Consider the following 15,641-nt stretch of genomic DNA (forward strand, 5'->3'; position numbering starts at 1 on the left):
CTTCCGGCTCCGCTGATGGAGCCCGCCATGCGTCTGCTGTTGCTGCTGTTGCTGCTGTGCCTGTTGATCCTGTCCGTGCCTGCGGCGCGTGCCGCCGATGATGCCTTCTGGGCACAGCCGCAACGGGGCGGCAACAGCTTCAATGCGGTGCCACCGGACCGCGCCTATTTCGATGCGCTGCGGGCCACCGGCGCCACCTGGGTACGGCTGTCGCCGGACAAGTGGCGATCGGCCGGTGGGCGCGATTTCCTGATGGGCAACGCAGATCATTACGACGGGCTGGTGACGGCCGACGTGGCCACGCTGCGCCGCGTTCTCGATGACGCCCATGCCGCCGGGCTCAAGGTGGTGCTGGTGCCGTTGTCGTTGCCGCTGCTGCGCTGGAAACAGAAGAACGGCGACGTGGTCGACCCGCGTTTGTGGCAGTCGCTGGACAACCACGTGCCGGCGCAGGCTTTCTGGCGCGACCTGGCACGCGCGCTGCACGGCCATCCCGCGCTGGTGGCCTACAACCTCATCAATGAGCCGGCGCCCGAGTACGGCACCGCGCTGGCCGAACACGCCGATGCCGCCGCGATGCGCGCCTGGTATGCCACGGTGCAGGACGGTCCCCGCGATCTGCGCCGGCTGTATACCGGGCTGATCGCCGCCGTACGCGAGGTCGATGCGGACATGCCGCTGATGCTCGATGCAGGCTGGTATGCCGCGGCCGACAGCTTCGACTACTGGCCCGCGCCGCTGGACGATCCGCATCTGTTGTACAGCGTGCACATGTACGAGCCGTACGCCGCCACCAGTGCGCCCAACCAGAGCCGCGCCAAACCGTATCGCTACCCGGGCAAGGTTCCCTTTGGGCCGGGCAGCGGGCACTGGGATGCCGAGCGTGTGGCCCGCTATCTGCAGCAGCCGTTGGCATGGGCCGACCGGCACGGCATCGCGCGCCGGCAGATGGTGGTGGGGGAATTCGGGTGCATGCGCCGCTGGCCGGATTGCCGCGCCTATCTGGATGACGTGCTGCGTGTCCTCGAAGCGGAGAAGGTGCACTGGGCGTTCTATGCGTTCCGCGAGGATGGCTGGGACGGCATGGACTACGAACTGGGCGACAAGGCGTTGCCGTGGGCGTACTGGAAGGAGGTGGAGGCGGGCAGGGTGCCGTCGCCGCCGCGCGCGGAGACGCCGGTGTTCGCACCGATTCTGGAGCGCCTGCGCGCTGCCGGGCGCTGACACGCTTGTCCCGGCCCTCGGTGAGCGGATGTCTGGTGCGTGTCAGGGGGAGCATGCGGTTGCCGGCCAGCAGCCGACAGTAGCCGCTGGGGTGACGCCGGCACCGCCTGGGCGGTGCCGGCGCTGACGGCTCAGGCATGCAGGTCGTAACGATCCAGTTCCATCACCCGGGTCCAGGCGGCGACGAAATCCTGCACCAGCTTCTTCTCACCGTCCGCACTGGCATACACCTCGGCCAACGCGCGCAGCACCGAGTTCGAGCCGAACACCAGGTCGGCCCGGCTGCCCGTCCAGCGCGTGCCGCCGCTGCTCTCGTAGCCATCGCCACTGGCCTTCCACTGCGTGCGCATGTCCAGCAGATTGACGAAGAAGTCATTGCTCAGCGTGCCCGGGCGATCGGTCAGCACGCCCTGCGCGTTGCCATCGACAGTGGTGCCCAGCACACGCAGCCCACCGACCAGCGCGGTCATCTCCGGTGCGGTGAGGGTAAGCAGCTGCGCCTTGTCGATCAGCAGCACTTCGGCGGGCACGCTGTAGCGGCCTTTGACGTAGTTGCGGAAGCCATCCGCGTACGGTTCCAGGACCGCGAACGATGCGACGTCGGTCTGTGCCTGGGTGGCATCGGTGCGGCCCGGGGTGAACGGCACGCGGATGTCGTGGCCACCGGCCTTGGCCGCCTGCTCCACACCGACGCCGCCGGCCAGCACGATCAGGTCGGCCAGCGATACCTGCTTGCCACTGCCGCCGCCGTTGAAGCTGGCCTGGACCTTTTCCAGCGCAGCCAGCACCTTGGACAGCTGCTGTGGCTGGTTCACCGCCCAGTCCTTCTGCGGGGCCAGGCGGATGCGTGCCCCGTTGGCGCCGCCGCGCTTGTCCGAGCCACGGAAGGTGGAGGCCGACGCCCAGGCGGTGGACACCAGTTCGGCCACGCTCAGGCCGGTGGCGGCGATCTGCTGCTTCAGCGCCGCGATGTCCTGCGCGTCGATCAACGGATGCGTCGCTGCGGGCACCGGGTCCTGCCAGATGAATTCCTCTGCCGGGATCTCCGGGCCGAGGTAGCGGGCGCGCGGCCCCATGTCGCGGTGGGTCAGCTTGAACCACGCCCGTGCGAACGCATCGGCGAAGGCCTGCGGATCGGCGAGGAAGCGGCGCGAGATCGTTTCGTAGGCCGGGTCCACGCGCAACGCCAGGTCGGTGGTGAGCATGGAAGGACGGTGCTTCTTCGACGGATCGTGCGCATCGGGGATCACCGCCTCGCTGTCCTTGGCCACCCACTGGTGCGCGCCGGCCGGGCTCTTGGTCAGCTCCCACTCGTGCTTGAACAGCAGCTCGAAGAAGTCGTGGCTCCATTGTGCCGGGGTGCGCGTCCAGGTCACTTCCAGGCCGCTGGTGATGGTGTCGCCGCCCTTGCCGCTGCCGAAGCTGTTGGACCAGCCAAGGCCCTGGCTCTCCAGGCCCGCCGCTTCCGGTTCCACTCCGACATGGTCGGCCGGGCCGGCGCCGTGGGTCTTGCCGAAGCTGTGGCCACCGGCGATCAGCGCGACGGTTTCCTCATCGTCCATGGCCATGCGGCCGAACGTGTCGCGGATGTCGAAGGCGGCCTTGAGCGGGTCGGGGTTACCGTCGGGGCCTTCGGGGTTCACGTAGATCAGGCCCATCTGCACCGCGGCGAGCGGGTTTTCCAGGTCGCGCGAGTGGATGTCGCCATCAGCGTCATCATCGGAGACCAGCACACCGTGGTCTTCCTGCACGCCCTCGGAACCATGTGCGTAGCGCACGTCGCCGCCCAGCCAGGTGGTCTCGCGGCCCCAGTACACGTCCTGGTCCGGTTCCCAGGTATCCGGGCGACCACCGGCGAAGCCGAGCGTCTTGAAGCCCATCGATTCCAGCGCGACGTTGCCGGTGAGGATCAGCAGGTCGGCCCAGGAGATGGCCTGGCCGTACTTCTGCTTGATCGGCCACAGCAGGCGCCGGGCCTTGTCCAGGCTGACGTTGTCCGGCCAGCTGTTGAGCGGGGCGAAACGCTGTTGGCCACGCCCACCACCGCCGCGGCCGTCACCGATGCGGTAGGTGCCGGCGCTGTGCCAGGCCATGCGGATGAACAGCCCGCCGTAGTGGCCGAAATCGGCCGGCCACCAGTCCTGCGAATCGGTCATCAGTGCCTTGAGATCGGCCTTGAGCGCGGCGTAGTCCAGCCCCGCGAACGCCTTGGCGTAGTCGAAGCCGTCATCGAGCGGATTGGATCGGTTGGAGTGCTGGTTGAGCAGGTCCACGCGCAGCTGCTTGGGCCACCAGTCGCGGTTGGTGGTGGCATCGCCGACCAAGGCGTGGTTGAAGGGGCATTTTGCTTCGCTTTTCATGGGTCGCTACCTGTGTACTTGCGAATGGGGACGCCTGCCGCGGCCGGGCAGGGCAATCGAAAAGAGCGCATCGCTCAGGGCGAGGAGCATCCGGCAGGGACGGCGGGCAGGGATTGGACGCGCGTGCGCGATGGGGTCAATCGATGCATCCGACGCTCTCCTGCAGGAATGCCTCAACGTTAAGCGCGTTCAGGCATTCGGTAAATTCGAACGAATCAACCAATGGAATAGGCGGGGACTATCGTGTCGGCCGGCCAACAGGCTGCGGAGCCGGCTGAAGGCCGGCTCCTCGCAGCGCTGTCGGCGCGGGATGCGCCCACGGCGTGCGGGATCTCAGCGCTTGCCGAGCAATCCGCCGCCCAGCTTGAGCAGGTCGCCGATGCCGAGCTGGCCGTCGCCGTCCTGGTCCAGCACCGACGTCAGCAGGCCGCCGTTGCTGGCCGCCTGGGCTTCCTGCCCCAGGGCCTGGCTCAGCTGGGCCGGGTTACCGCCGCTGGCGAAGCGCTGGGCCAGGTAGGACATGACGATCGGGGCGAGGATGGCCAGCAGCTGGCTGGTCTTGCTGCTGTCCAGCCCGGTGGCCTGGCTCAGGCCTTGGGCGGCGCGGTCGCTGTTGCCGCCAAACACATGGCCGAGGATACCGGCGCCGTTGGTGGCGTTGCCGCCGCCGCCACCGAGCACGCTGCCGAGCAGGCCGCCCAGGTCGAACCCGCCGGCCGCCGCGGGCGCGTGGTCGCGCTGCAGTGCACCGAGCAGGGCTTCGGCCCCTTGCGGTTGCTGCGCATTGCGGCCCATCGCACCCAGCAGCAGCGGCAACGCCGCGCCGATGGCGCCGCTGGCCTGGTTGGGGTCGATGCCGAGCTGCTGGGAGACCTGCTGCAGGCCTTGGCCCTGCTGCAGCTGCTGGAAGAGGGAAGCGGCAAGCGATTCGTTGTTCACGGCGGACTCCGGGCGGAATGGGAACCGCCCGAGCATAGCGCTGCCGTTACTACGAAAATGCGAAGGCGTTACCCCCGGAGAGACGGGCGGGAGCCGGCCAATGGCCGGCACTGGCTCAGATCAACGCCTTCAGGCGGTACAGCGCTTCCAGCGCCTGCTTGGGGGTCAACTCGTCCGGCTCGAGCGCGGCCAGCGCATCCTGCGCGGCGGTGTTGGGGGCGGTGAACAGGCCGAACTGCTGCGGCGCGTCCAGCGCCTGCGGGGCGACGCTGGCGGCGTGGCTCTCGCCGCCGCGCTGCTCCAGTTCGGCAAGGCGTCGCCGTGCCTGCGCCACGGTGGCCTTGGGCAGGCCGGCCAGGGCCGCCACCTGCAGGCCGAAGCTGCGGTTGGCCGGGCCATCCTTGACCGCGTGCATGAACACCAGCGCGTCGCCGTGTTCGACCGCGTCCAGGTGCACGTTGGCGATGCCGCTGGGCCCACCTTCGTGCTGCTCGTCGGCCAGCGCGGTCAGCTCGAAGTAGTGCGTGGCAAACAGCGTGTAGCAGCGGTTGGCGTAGGCGAGGTGGCGGGCCACCGCATCGGCCAGGGCCAGGCCGTCGTAGGTGGAGGTGCCACGCCCGATTTCGTCCATCAGCACCAGCGAGTGCGCGCTGGCGTGGTGCAGGATGTAGCTGGTCTCGGCCATCTCGACCATGAAGGTGGACTGGCCGCGGGCCAGGTCGTCGCCGGCACCGATACGGGTGAGGATGCGGTCGATCGGGCCGATCACCGCGCGGCTGGCCGGCACGAAACTGCCGATATGGGCCAGCAGCACGATCAGCGCGTTCTGGCGCATGTAGGTGGATTTACCGCCCATGTTCGGGCCGGTGATCACCAGCATGCGGCGGTCCGGGTGCAGGTCCAGGTCGTTGGGCTCGAACGGCTGCTCGCGCACCGCCTCCACCACCGGGTGGCGGCCGCGGTCGATGCGCAGGCACGGCGCTGTCTCCAGCTCGGGACGGGCCCAGTCCAGCGCCTGCGCGCGTTCGGCGAACCCGGCCAGCACGTCCAGTTCGCTGAGCGCGGCCGCGCATTGCTTGAGCGGTTCGAGCTGGCCGGCCAGGGTGTCCAGCAGCTGTTCGTACAACAGCTTCTCGCGCGACAGCGAACGTTCGCGCGCGGACAGTACCTTGTCTTCGAAGGACTTCAGTTCTTCGGTGATGTAGCGCTCGGCATTGGTCAGGGTCTGGCGGCGGGTGTAGTGCACCGGCGCCTTGTCGCTCTGGCCCTTGCTGATTTCGATGTAATAGCCGTGCACGCGGTTGTAGCCAACCTTCAGCGTGGCGATGCCGCTGCTGATCCGCTCGCGCTGTTCCAGGTCGATCAGGAACTGGTCGGCGTGGGTGGACAGGCGGCGCAGCTCGTCCAGCTCGGCATCGAAGCCCTCGGCGATGACCCCACCGTCGCTCAGCTTCATCGGCGGGGTCGGCGCGATCGCGCTGGCCAGCAGGTGCGCGCATTCGTCATGCGAGCCCAGTGCATCGTGCAGCGCGACCAGGCGCGGGGAGTCCAGCGGAGCCAGCACCGCACGCACCTCGGGCAGCAGGCCCAGGCCGTCGCGCAGGGTGGAGAAGTCGCGCGGGCGCGCCGAGCGCAGCGCCACGCGGGTGAGGATGCGTTCGAGGTCGCCGAGCGCGCGGAACGCATCGCGCACGTCGCCGTCGGCACCGCGGTCGATCAGCGTGGCCACCGCGTCGTGGCGCTGCACCAGCACCTCGCGCAGGCGCAGCGGACGGTGCAGCCAGCGTCGCAGCAGGCGGCCGCCCATCGGGGTGACCGTGGTGTCGAGCACGCCGAGCAGGGTGTTGCGGGTATCGCCATCGACCCGCGTATCCAGTTCCAGATGGCGGCGCGTGGCCGCGTTCATCGCGATCGCTTCGCTGGCGGTCTCCGTGGCGATCGCGGTGAGGTGGGGCAGGCGCTGCTTCTGGGTCTCTTCGACATAGCCCAGCAGCGCGCCGGCTGCGGCGGTCGCGCGCGGCTTGTCGTCGATGCCGAAGCCGGTCAGGTCGTGCAGCTTGAAGAACGCCAGCAACTGGCGGCGGCCGCTATCGGCGTCGAACAGCCACGGTGCGCGCCGACGGATGCCGCTGCGATGCTTGAGGAATTCAGGCCAGTTCTCTTCATCCGGCACCAGCAGCTCGGCCGGCTCCAGCCGCGCCAGTTCGGCCTCCAGCGCGTCCTCGGAATCGACCTCATTGACCAGGAAGCGGCCGCCGGCCAGGTCGGCCCAGGCCAGCCCATAGCCGTGCTTGCCACGCGACAACGCCATCAGCAGGGTGTCGCGGCGCTCGTCCAGCAGCGCCTCGTCGGTGACCGTACCGGGGGTGACGATACGCACCACCTTGCGCTCGACCAGGCCCTTGGCCAGTGCCGGGTCGCCGATCTGCTCGCAGATGGCCACCGACTCGCCCAGCGCCACCAGCCGCGCCAGGTAGCCTTCGTAGGCGTGCACCGGCACGCCGGCCATCGGGATCGGCGCGCCGCCGGAGCTGCCGCGCTGGGTGAGTGTGATGTCCAGCAACCGCGCGGCCTTGCGCGCGTCGTCGTAGAACAGCTCGTAGAAGTCGCCCATCCGGAAGAACAGCAGCAGGTCCGGGTACTCGGACTTGGCGGCGAAGAACTGCTTCATGAGGGGGGTGTGTTCGGGCTGCTTTTCGGTCACGCGGGGTCCATCAACGTCGGGGGCGGGCCGGGGGGCCGCCGGATGGACCATTGTAGGGGAGGGGGCGGAAGGGGCGAAGGCCGGGGTGGGGTCAGGCGTCGACCACGCGCACCTTTGGATGCGCGGCGAAGATCGCCATCACGATGTCGAAGTAGGTCTGGCCTTCGCCGCGGTCCAGAGCCTGCAGCTGTGCGCTCACGTGGGCGGTGTTGAACGTGCCGGGCGCGTCCAGCTTGGCCTGCAGCCAGGCGCGGGTGGCGGCGGTGCCGAGCGCTTCGCGGCTGTGTGCGATGTCTTTCCAGTGCAGTTCCACCTGCGTCTGGCCGGACAGCGCCCCGTAGCCGCCATGGAGCATGTCGTCCAGCGCGTCCAGGCTCGGACCGAGCTGCCAGTCCTCGCCGGCCATGAAGACGCGATTGATGGCGGCGTAGAAGCTGGCGATGTCGTCGATTGCGCTGCCGTCCAGCACCAGGCGGGCGCCGTGCGCAGGGTCGGCAGGGTATGGGGAGCTGGGCATGCTGGGGGTGCTCGGTCGGGTCCGTGTCGACCCTAGCAGCGCGGCCGTTGCGTTCGCGGTAATGGCCGGCTGCCAACCGCTCGTGCCTTGTCAGCGTGACTACCCGGGCCGCAGGGCAAGGGGCCGGCGGTGGTGCTGCTGCATGGGGTTGGCGATACCGGGACACGTGGGCGCCGCGGGCCACCGCGTTCGCGGCCCGGGACACGGTGGTGGTGCTCGACCTGCGCCGCACGCGGCGGTCCACGCACCCGGCCGACGGCTACGACAAGTATGTCCAGGGCGGCGACGTGCGCGCGGTGCTGGCTTCGCTCGGCGGCCGGCAGGCGACGGTCATGGGCCACGACATCGGCTCGATGGTGGCCATCGCCTAGGCGGCGCGTTATCCCACGCTGACCCGGCGCCTGGTGATGGATGCGCCGGTGCCGGGCATTCCGCCGTGGGACGACATCTGCGCGCACTGCGCGACGTTGTCCGCGCGGCCGGATGCGATGACGTCGGCGTTCGCCCAGTTTCTCGCCTTGCGATGGGATGGAGGCCAGCAAGGCCGTGGTGGGCAACATATTGACGATGCCGGTGTTGCCGGTGGGCGGTGAGACGTCTTTTGCTGCCAACGAAGCGGTGGTGATGCGTAGTGCGGCGGTGGATGTCACCAAGGGGGTCATCGCGGGTGCGCGTCACTGGCTGATGGAAGAAGCACCGGAGGCGACCGTCGCGGCAGGGGTCCGCTTCATCGACGTACCGTCGCCACGCCAGCGCGGCGCGCGCGCGCCGGCTGGCACCTGAACGTCGTGCGCGGCGTTGACGCTGCGTGGACAAGATTTCACCGGTCATTGCAGGCCAGAGGGGGAAACTTCCCCCATGTCCTGCGAGTAAGGAGAAGACCGTGAAGAATATCCAACGCATGTTGTGCATGGGCGCGCTGGTCGCCGCATCGTTCGGCGCCGCCGCCCAGACCTACGGTCCGAAGGACGAAGGCCGCCGTTTCAATGACGGCAGCAAGGTGGTGTGCAAGAACGTGGAAGTGCAGCGCAACAGCAGGGATCCCAACCGTATCGCCGGTACCGCCACTGGTGCGGTCGTCGGTGGCCTGCTTGGTAACCAGGTGGGCGGCGGCAACGGCAAGAAGCTGGCCACGGTGGCTGGTGCAGTGGCCGGCGGTGCGGCAGGTCGCAATATCCAGGGCCGCAGCCAGCAGAACAACGGCGACCGCGTGGTCGAGCGCCGTTGCGAGCGCCAGTACCGCTGATCCTGGCGGACATCGCCGAGTTTGCCTCGACGCCGGCCCCAGGGCCGGCGTCGTCGTAAGTGGGGGCTGGGAAGTCGCGCGGACGGCCGTATACTCCGCCGACACCCAAGGACGACCTGCCCGTGAGCGAAGCGCTTGAGCCTGGCAGCACCCCCGGCCTTCCGCCACCGGAGCCGGACCATGCGGGACGCTTCGCGCGGTTGCGCGAACGCACCGATGAACTGGAGTTGTTCATCTCCGGCCTGCTCGCTTTTGCGCTGCTGGCCGTGCCCGGGCGCATCTTCGAGGCCTGGGCGACCAGTACCGTGCATACCGAAGGCGTCTACGCGTATGCGCTCTGGTTTGGCTTCAGCACCAGCGTTGGCCTCTGTTACGTCGTCGCCGTCGCGCTGATCGCCCACCTCGCCATCCGCGGCTACTGGGTGGGGCTGGTCGGCCTGAAGATCCACTTCCCCGAAGGCATCCGCTGGGATCGCATCCCGCTGTTGGGCCCGGTGTCGCGTGGCTTCTACCAGTCGCGGGTGGGCACGCTCGAACAGTCCATCGCCAATGCCGACAAGGCCGCCTCCACCCTGTTTGCCGCAACGCTGCTGTTTGCCTTGACCATGGTGCTGATCGGCGCCGGCTCGGTGGTGCTGCTGGCCGTTGCCGGTGCGGTGGGCGCGCTGTTCGGCAATACCGATCGCATCGCCCTGCTGATCGTCGGGTCGTTCTTCGGTCTGTTCATCCTGCTCAATCTGGTGCCGTTGTCGCTCGAGAAGTGGATCGCGTCGCGCAAGGCGCGGGGCGCCGCGAGCGCGCGCATCGAGCGGACGATGCAGGGCGTGCTGGCGATCAACCAGTGGCTGGTTCCCATGCGCCTGCTGCTGCCGGTGCAGTTGACCCTGCAGAGCAATCGCTACGCGCGCAATTTCATGGTGGCGTACTTCGTGGCGGTGATGGTGGCGATGACCATCGGCGGCGTGCAGGCGATCAGTTCGATGGAGTTCTCACTGTTCAACCGCTACGCCGTGGTCACCGAGGATGCCGTCGAAGAGGGCATGCGCAGTGCGCACTACGAGTCGCTGCGGGTCGAGCACGACCGCCTGCTGCGCTACCCGATGATCCCCAGCGACGTGGTGGAGGGCACCCTGCTGCGGGTGTTCATCCCGCACCAGCCGCAACGCGACAATGTGCTGGCACGGCAGCACTGCGCCGCGTTGCCGGAGGGCCGCAACCGTTTGCGGGGTCCGGCTGCCGAGGCCGCGGCGGTGCAGTGCCTGGCGCGCTTCTGGACCGTCACCCTGGACGGCAACCCGGTGGCGCTGGATGGCTTCGTCGCGATGGAGCGCCGCGACCTGGAAATGCGCGGGCTGGTCGGCTACCTGCCGCTGTCGGCACTGGCGCCGGGGCGGCATGACCTGCGCCTGGTCTGGAACGCGTCCGGGCCCGAGCGCGGGACCGATCGCCAGCGCCGTTACCGCATCCCGTTCTGGTACGCACCGGATGCCGCGCACTGAGCAGGTTCAGCGCGTGCGCGTGCCCAGCCGCCAGATCGCCAGCGCGCCGTACAGCACCAGCAGCCCGGCCAGCGTCCACAGGTCGTGGCGGACCTCCCAGAGACTGGCGTCCATCTGGTTCAGCCGCACCATCAGGTTGATGCCCGCCGTAGTGGGCAGCAGGTGCGCCAGTGCGACCAGCGCCGGCGGCGAGGTGACCGCCGGCCAGGACAGGTTGGCCAGGAAGAACAGCGGGATCGAGCAGGCGATGACCACCTGGAAGGCGCGTTCGCGGGTGGCGAAGTAGCTGCCGATGAACATGCCGAAGGCGACCGTGGCGGCGATGAACAAGGTGCCGCCAAGCACCTGGCCCAGCGGGTTGCCACCGCGCGGATAGTCCTGCACCCAGGCGGTGAACCCGGCGTAGTAGAGCAGGCCAAGCAGGCCGACGAGGCTGAAGCCCACGGCCATCCCGGCGAGCGTGGGCAGGTCGAATTGCAGCCGTCGGCCCAGTGCCAGCCGGCGCGCGCCGAGCAGCACGCCGATGCCCATCAGCAGCGTCTGGTGCACGATCAGTTCGGCCACGCCGGGCACGATGGCACTGCCGTAGCCTTCCTGGGTGTTGAACAGTGGCCGTTGCACCAGGGTGATCGGCGCGGGTTGCGGCGCCCCCATGAAGGCGGCCTGGCCCACGGCGGCCTCGCGCGCGAACGCGGTCAAGGCCTCGGCGACGCCCCCCAGCACCCAGCTGGCGCGGCCCAGGTAGGCGCCGTTGCCCATCAGCACCAGGTGGCCGGCGCTGCCGCGCAGGATGTCGCGCTCGAGGTTGGGGGGTATCAGCAGGATGCCCTCGGCGTCGCCCCGTTCGAGCGCGTGCCGGGCCTGGTCGATGCTGCGTGGCTGGCCGACGATGCGTATCGTGCGCAGCGCATCCACGCGGCGCAGCAGTTCGCGGCTGGTGCTGCTCTGGTCGTGGTCCACCACCAGGATGGGCAGGTTGCTCGCGACCTGGTGACGGTAGGCGGCGGGATAGAAGAACGAGTACAGCACCACCGCGCCGATCATCAGCACCCGCGCGTAGCGGTCCGTGAGCACCGCGCGCAGGGTCTGGCGCAGGCTGCTGGCGAAGCGGTTCATGCGCTGGCTCCGTCGTGCGTGGCCGGCACGGTGCGCGAGGCGGCGATCAGCCGCCAGCCACCGATGCCTCCGGCCACCGCCACCATCAGCAGCAGGGTGGCCACCGGCCATAGCGACACGCTCCACGGCGCGCCGATGAACTGCTGCTGGGTCTGCAGTTTGACGTAGGCGGTGAGCGGCAGCAGCAGATTCCAGACCCGGGTGAACAGCGGGGCATCGACTACCGGGAAGGTGGCGCCGGAGAAGGCCAGCGCGGTGCCGATGCTCAGGCCGATCGCCGACAGCGCGGTGCCCATGTCGCGAGTGAGCCCGACAAACAGCAGCGCCACCGCCGCGCAGGCGAGATAGAACAGCGGCTGGCCGAGCATCAGCAGCGCCAGGCTGCCGGCCACGCCATCGCCACGCAGCAGCGCCAGGTACAGCACGCCGAGCGCGCCATACAGTGAGAACAGGCCGACATACGGGGTGAGCTTGCCGGCGATCGCCGCCCACGGCGACTGGCCCAGCCAGTCGCGCAGGCGCCCGTCGCGGACTTCGCGGCCGAGGCTGGCGGCCACCGCCAGGGCAAGGCCGAGCGACAGCACGGCGGGGAACACCAGCGGCAGCAGGAACAGTTCGTAGCTGCGTGCCGGGTTGTGCAGGATGTCCGACTGCACCGCGATCGGGGGCGCGCGCAATTTGGCCGGGCCCACCTGCTTGCCGATCTGCCCGGCGAGCAGGCGCGCGTTCCAGGCCCCTGCCGCCTCGACGATATCGCGGACCGCCGATTGCCCGGTGGTGAGGTAGGTGGCGTTGTAGTACGCGAACACCGTGCCCTGGCTGCCGCGCAGCGCCTGGCGGGTGGCATCGCGCGGTATCAGCACCACGGCGAACACCTCCAGTTGGCGCAGCTGCGATTGCGCCTGGTCCAGGCTGGCCGGCTGGCTGGCCACGCGCAGCCCCGGGCTGGCATCGAGCATGCGTGCCAGCAGGCGGCTCTGCGCGCTGCGGTCGAGGTCGACGATGGCGATGGGGATGTCGCGCATCACCGAGGCGGCGAACAGCCAGGCCATCACCGCCAGCATCAGCAGCGGCAACAGCGTCACCAGCAGGCCATCGGCACGATCGTGGCGCAGGTGCTGCAGCTCGCGCCGGAACGAGGCGGCGAAGCCGGCCCGTGCCGCTGCGTTCATCCCTGCGGCCACGCGAAGAGCACGCTCATCCCCGGACGGAAGCCGTCCACGCGCGCAGTGGGGCGCAGGCGGATCTCAAAGCTGCGCACGTCGTAGCCGGAGGACTGACGGGTGCTGCGCCAGGTGGCGTAGTCGCCGGCGGGGTTGATGAAGTACACCTCGAACTCGGCGTCGCGGCCCAGCGCGGGAACGCTGCCGCGCAGGCGGCTGCCGACCTTCAACCCGCGCATCTGCGATTCGCGCAGGTTCACCGAGACCCACATGCGGTTGATGTCCACCAGGGTGAACACCGGGTAGCCGGCCGGGACCAGTTCGCCGATATCGGCCATGCGTTTGTTGATCTCGCCCGCGAGCGGGGCGCGCCCGTGGACTTCGTCGCGCGCGGCATCCACTTCGGCCACCGCGCCCTGGGCCTGCCGGACCTGGCCTTGCGCGGCGCGCTTGTCCTGGTCGCGGGCGCCGGCCAGTGCTTGGTCGTACTGTGCGCGGGCGGCATTGGACAGCTCGCGCGAACTGCGCGCCTGGGCCAGCGCCTCGTCGCGCTTCTGCCGGCTCATCACGCCTTCGTTGAACAGGTTCTGCACGCGCTGGTAGGTGGCATCGGCCAGCGTCGCCCCGGCCTCGGCGCGCTTCCAGTTGGCCTGCGCGGCGCGGATGTCTTCACTGCGGGCCCCTTCGTCGGCCTTGTCGGCCACCGCACGCGCGGCCTCCAGCGCCCCGTGGGCCTGCTCTTCCTTGGCGGCGACTTCGGGGCTGTCCAGTACGAACAGCACCTGCCCGGCGGCGACCCGGTCGCCCTCATGCACCTTCAGCTCGGCCAGGCGTGCGGTGATCTTGGCGGCCACGTTGATCGTGTCGGCGTCGGCCATGCCCTGCAACTGCTCGGCGGGCGTGCGCCAGGCCAGCCACAGCCCCACCACCACCACGATCGCCAGGACCAGCGCGATGACGATACCGAGCTTGCGCTTGTTCGGCGGCGGCGCGTCGGCCGGCCCCTGCAATGTGTCATTCATGGGCGATCACCTCGTCGGCGCGACGGCGGAATTCTTCATAACGGTCCATCTGTCCACTGATCTCCAGCAGGTGTGCCAGGGCCACGTCGTACTGGTAGGCGGCCTGCGCGCGTTCCACCTGCGCACCGCCCAGCCCCAGCCGCGCATCGATGACATCCAGCGAGGTGGCCTGGCCCTCGCGGAACGCCAGTTCCTGCAGGCGCAGGTTCTCGCGGTTCTGCGCCAGGCTGCTGTCCAGCAGCAGGAACTGCTGGCGGGCGGTATCCAGCTCGTACCAGGCCTTGCGCACGCCCAGCGTCACCTGGTTCTCCGCTTCGCGCAGGCCGGCTTCGGCCTGGTCCTGCTGCGCGCGCGCCGCACTGATCTGCGCCGGGCGCGAGGTCGGCGACAGGAAGGTGTACTTCAGGCCGATGCCGAAGGCCCAGTCCGGGTCGGTCAGCATCTCGTCGCGCCGGCGGAAATCGTACTGGCCGAACAGGTACACGGTGGGCTTGAGCTTGGCCTGCTGCACGCGCACGCCCTGCTCGGCCTGCGCGACCAGCGCCCGCAGGCGCGCGATCTGTGGCTGGCGGGCCTGCGCATCGCGTTCGAAGCTGGCCAGTTGGCCGATGGGCATGCGGTGCACGAACAGCGGCGAGAGCGGCCGCACCTCGCCACCACTGCGCAGCAGCGTGGCCAACGCGGCCTTGAGGGTCTGCAGGTCGTTGAGCGACTTCTGGTAATCGCGCTCGGCCTTGTCGCGGGCCACGTTGGCCTGCAGGCGCTGGGCGCGGGTGGCGAAGCCTTCGCGCTCCAGCTTCAGTGCGTCGTCGAGATGGCGCTGCAGGCCGTCGCGCACATCGCGGCGCACGTCTACCGCCTGTTCGGCCAGGCGCTGCCCGAAGTAAGCCTGGGCCAATTGCACGCTCAGCGACTGCCGCTGCGATTCGCGCTCGGCGGTCGCCTGGTCGGTGGCACCGGCGGCGGCCTGCTGTGCGGCCGGGATCAGCCCGCCGGTATACAGCGGGAGTACCGCGGTCACCACCGGGCGGGTGCGCCAGTCGCGCTCGGTGAACTGCAACGGCGAGTCGATACCGAAGGCCTCGGCGACCGGGGTGAGCGAGCCCAGCGGCAGGGTGAGGGTCTTCTGGAACTGCAGGCGGCGCACTTCACCGGTGATCTCCGGCAGGCGCAGCAGCCGGGTCGCATCCTGCAGGTCCTGCTTGTTGCGCACCGAGGCATCGGCGGCAGCCAGCGCATCGGACACCTGCTCGAGTCGTTGTTGGGACTGCTGCCAGTCCAGCGCGGGTACCGCGGCATCGCCGTGGGGGGACTGGGCCATCACCGCGCCACTGCATAACAGCAGGGCAGTGCAGTGGAATCCTTTCGTTGCGCGCACAAGCGCCATGGGCCTGATCACGATTGGGCGTTTGGTATGTAAAACATTCGGCAAAGTATGGTTGGCGCTGTGTGAAGCCCGGGTCTTCACGCGCGCTGGCGAAGGTGTTGCGCGGCCGTCGCGCGGATCGCGTCGGTGATGTGCTGGAACGTTGACGAGCAAACGGCCGCGTGGTGCCAGTACAGGGGCACATCCAGCCAACGATTCGGTTCGGGCAGCACGATGCGCCCCGCCTGCCGTGCCCGTTCCAGCAAGCCCTCCGGGGCCAGGCACCCGCCCATCCCGCGTGCGGCCGCATCGATGGACGAAGCACGCGTCCAGGTCATCCTTGCGGTTGAACACGATCATCGGTGCCGTCGCCGGCGCTGCGGCGTCCATGCCCTGGGCAACGTGGTGCACGGCGAATGAAGGGGACGCTATGGCGTGATGGCGCATGGCATCCCTGCACGGCGCTTGATACCGATCAGGGCGCG

Annotated in this window: 14 protein-coding genes; 5 read left to right on the forward strand and 9 right to left on the reverse strand. The window is 69.2% G+C overall.

Features of this window, described 5'->3' with window-relative positions:
* Nucleotides 1-27 precede the first annotated feature (27 nt).
* Nucleotides 28-1,224 carry a glycoside hydrolase family 5 protein gene (locus M2421_RS05750; protein ID WP_259203934.1) on the forward strand — a complete coding sequence of 399 codons (1,197 nt, stop codon included), beginning with the start codon at nucleotides 28-30 and terminating at the stop codon, nucleotides 1,222-1,224.
* Nucleotides 1,225-1,355: 131 nt separating this feature from the next.
* Here M2421_RS05750 and katG read toward each other — a convergent pair whose 3' ends face one another.
* The 4 genes from katG to M2421_RS05770 form a co-directional block, all read right to left on the reverse strand.
* A complete protein-coding gene (gene katG, locus M2421_RS05755) occupies nucleotides 1,356-3,584 on the reverse strand; it encodes a catalase/peroxidase HPI (RefSeq protein ID WP_259203936.1) in 2,229 nt (742 codons plus the stop codon).
* 333 nt (nucleotides 3,585-3,917) lie between these two features.
* Entirely contained in the window at nucleotides 3,918-4,523 is a 606-nt protein-coding gene (locus M2421_RS05760) for a DUF937 domain-containing protein (RefSeq protein WP_259203937.1), read from the reverse strand.
* 115 nt (nucleotides 4,524-4,638) lie between these two features.
* On the reverse strand, nucleotides 4,639-7,194 hold the full coding sequence (mutS, locus tag M2421_RS05765) for a DNA mismatch repair protein MutS (protein WP_259204927.1): 2,556 nt from the start codon (nucleotides 7,192-7,194) through the stop codon (nucleotides 4,639-4,641).
* A gap of 124 nt (nucleotides 7,195-7,318) precedes the next feature.
* Nucleotides 7,319-7,744 carry a barstar family protein gene (locus M2421_RS05770; protein WP_259203938.1) on the reverse strand — a complete coding sequence of 142 codons (426 nt, stop codon included), beginning with the start codon at nucleotides 7,742-7,744 and terminating at the stop codon, nucleotides 7,319-7,321.
* 95 nt (nucleotides 7,745-7,839) lie between these two features.
* Here M2421_RS05770 and M2421_RS21015 point away from each other — a divergent pair, with 95 nt between their 5' ends.
* The 4 genes from M2421_RS21015 to M2421_RS05790 all read left to right on the forward strand — a co-directional run bounded on the left by M2421_RS21015 (nucleotide 7,840) and on the right by M2421_RS05790 (nucleotide 10,489).
* Complete coding sequence (locus M2421_RS21015; RefSeq protein ID WP_345780463.1) at nucleotides 7,840-8,115, forward strand: alpha/beta hydrolase; 276 nt, start codon at nucleotides 7,840-7,842, stop codon at nucleotides 8,113-8,115.
* Nucleotides 8,116-8,311: 196 nt separating this feature from the next.
* Nucleotides 8,312-8,527, forward strand: coding sequence for a hypothetical protein (locus tag M2421_RS05780; RefSeq protein ID WP_259203940.1), 216 nt, complete (start codon nucleotides 8,312-8,314; stop codon nucleotides 8,525-8,527).
* Nucleotides 8,528-8,645: 118 nt separating this feature from the next.
* The gene (locus tag M2421_RS05785; RefSeq protein ID WP_259204942.1) at nucleotides 8,646-8,990 is read left to right on the forward strand and encodes a glycine zipper 2TM domain-containing protein; all 345 of its coding nucleotides are present in this window, start codon (nucleotides 8,646-8,648) and stop codon (nucleotides 8,988-8,990) included.
* Nucleotides 8,991-9,112: 122 nt separating this feature from the next.
* Complete coding sequence (locus M2421_RS05790; protein ID WP_259203941.1) at nucleotides 9,113-10,489, forward strand: hypothetical protein; 1,377 nt, start codon at nucleotides 9,113-9,115, stop codon at nucleotides 10,487-10,489.
* 6 nt (nucleotides 10,490-10,495) lie between these two features.
* Here M2421_RS05790 and M2421_RS05795 read toward each other — a convergent pair whose 3' ends face one another.
* The 5 genes from M2421_RS05795 to M2421_RS05815 all read right to left on the reverse strand — a co-directional run bounded on the left by M2421_RS05795 (nucleotide 10,496) and on the right by M2421_RS05815 (nucleotide 15,494).
* Nucleotides 10,496-11,605, reverse strand: a complete 1,110-nt coding sequence (locus M2421_RS05795; RefSeq protein WP_259203942.1) for an ABC transporter permease — start codon at nucleotides 11,603-11,605, stop codon at nucleotides 10,496-10,498.
* Entirely contained in the window at nucleotides 11,602-12,777 is a 1,176-nt protein-coding gene (locus M2421_RS05800; RefSeq protein ID WP_259203943.1) for an ABC transporter permease, read from the reverse strand. Before M2421_RS05800 ends, M2421_RS05795 begins: the two co-directional genes overlap by 4 nt.
* The gene (locus M2421_RS05805) at nucleotides 12,774-13,790 is read right to left on the reverse strand and encodes an efflux RND transporter periplasmic adaptor subunit (protein ID WP_259203944.1); all 1,017 of its coding nucleotides are present in this window, start codon (nucleotides 13,788-13,790) and stop codon (nucleotides 12,774-12,776) included. The genes M2421_RS05800 and M2421_RS05805 overlap by 4 nt, the downstream gene beginning before the upstream one ends.
* Nucleotides 13,783-15,111, reverse strand: a complete 1,329-nt coding sequence (locus M2421_RS05810; protein ID WP_259203945.1) for a TolC family protein — start codon at nucleotides 15,109-15,111, stop codon at nucleotides 13,783-13,785. Before M2421_RS05810 ends, M2421_RS05805 begins: the two co-directional genes overlap by 8 nt.
* Before the next feature lie 143 nt (nucleotides 15,112-15,254).
* A complete protein-coding gene (locus tag M2421_RS05815; protein WP_259203946.1) occupies nucleotides 15,255-15,494 on the reverse strand; it encodes a hypothetical protein in 240 nt (79 codons plus the stop codon).
* Nucleotides 15,495-15,641 lie beyond the last annotated feature (147 nt).

The organism is Stenotrophomonas sp. BIGb0135 (assembly GCF_024810105.1).
Lineage (GTDB): Bacteria > Pseudomonadota > Gammaproteobacteria > Xanthomonadales > Xanthomonadaceae > Stenotrophomonas > Stenotrophomonas maltophilia_AB.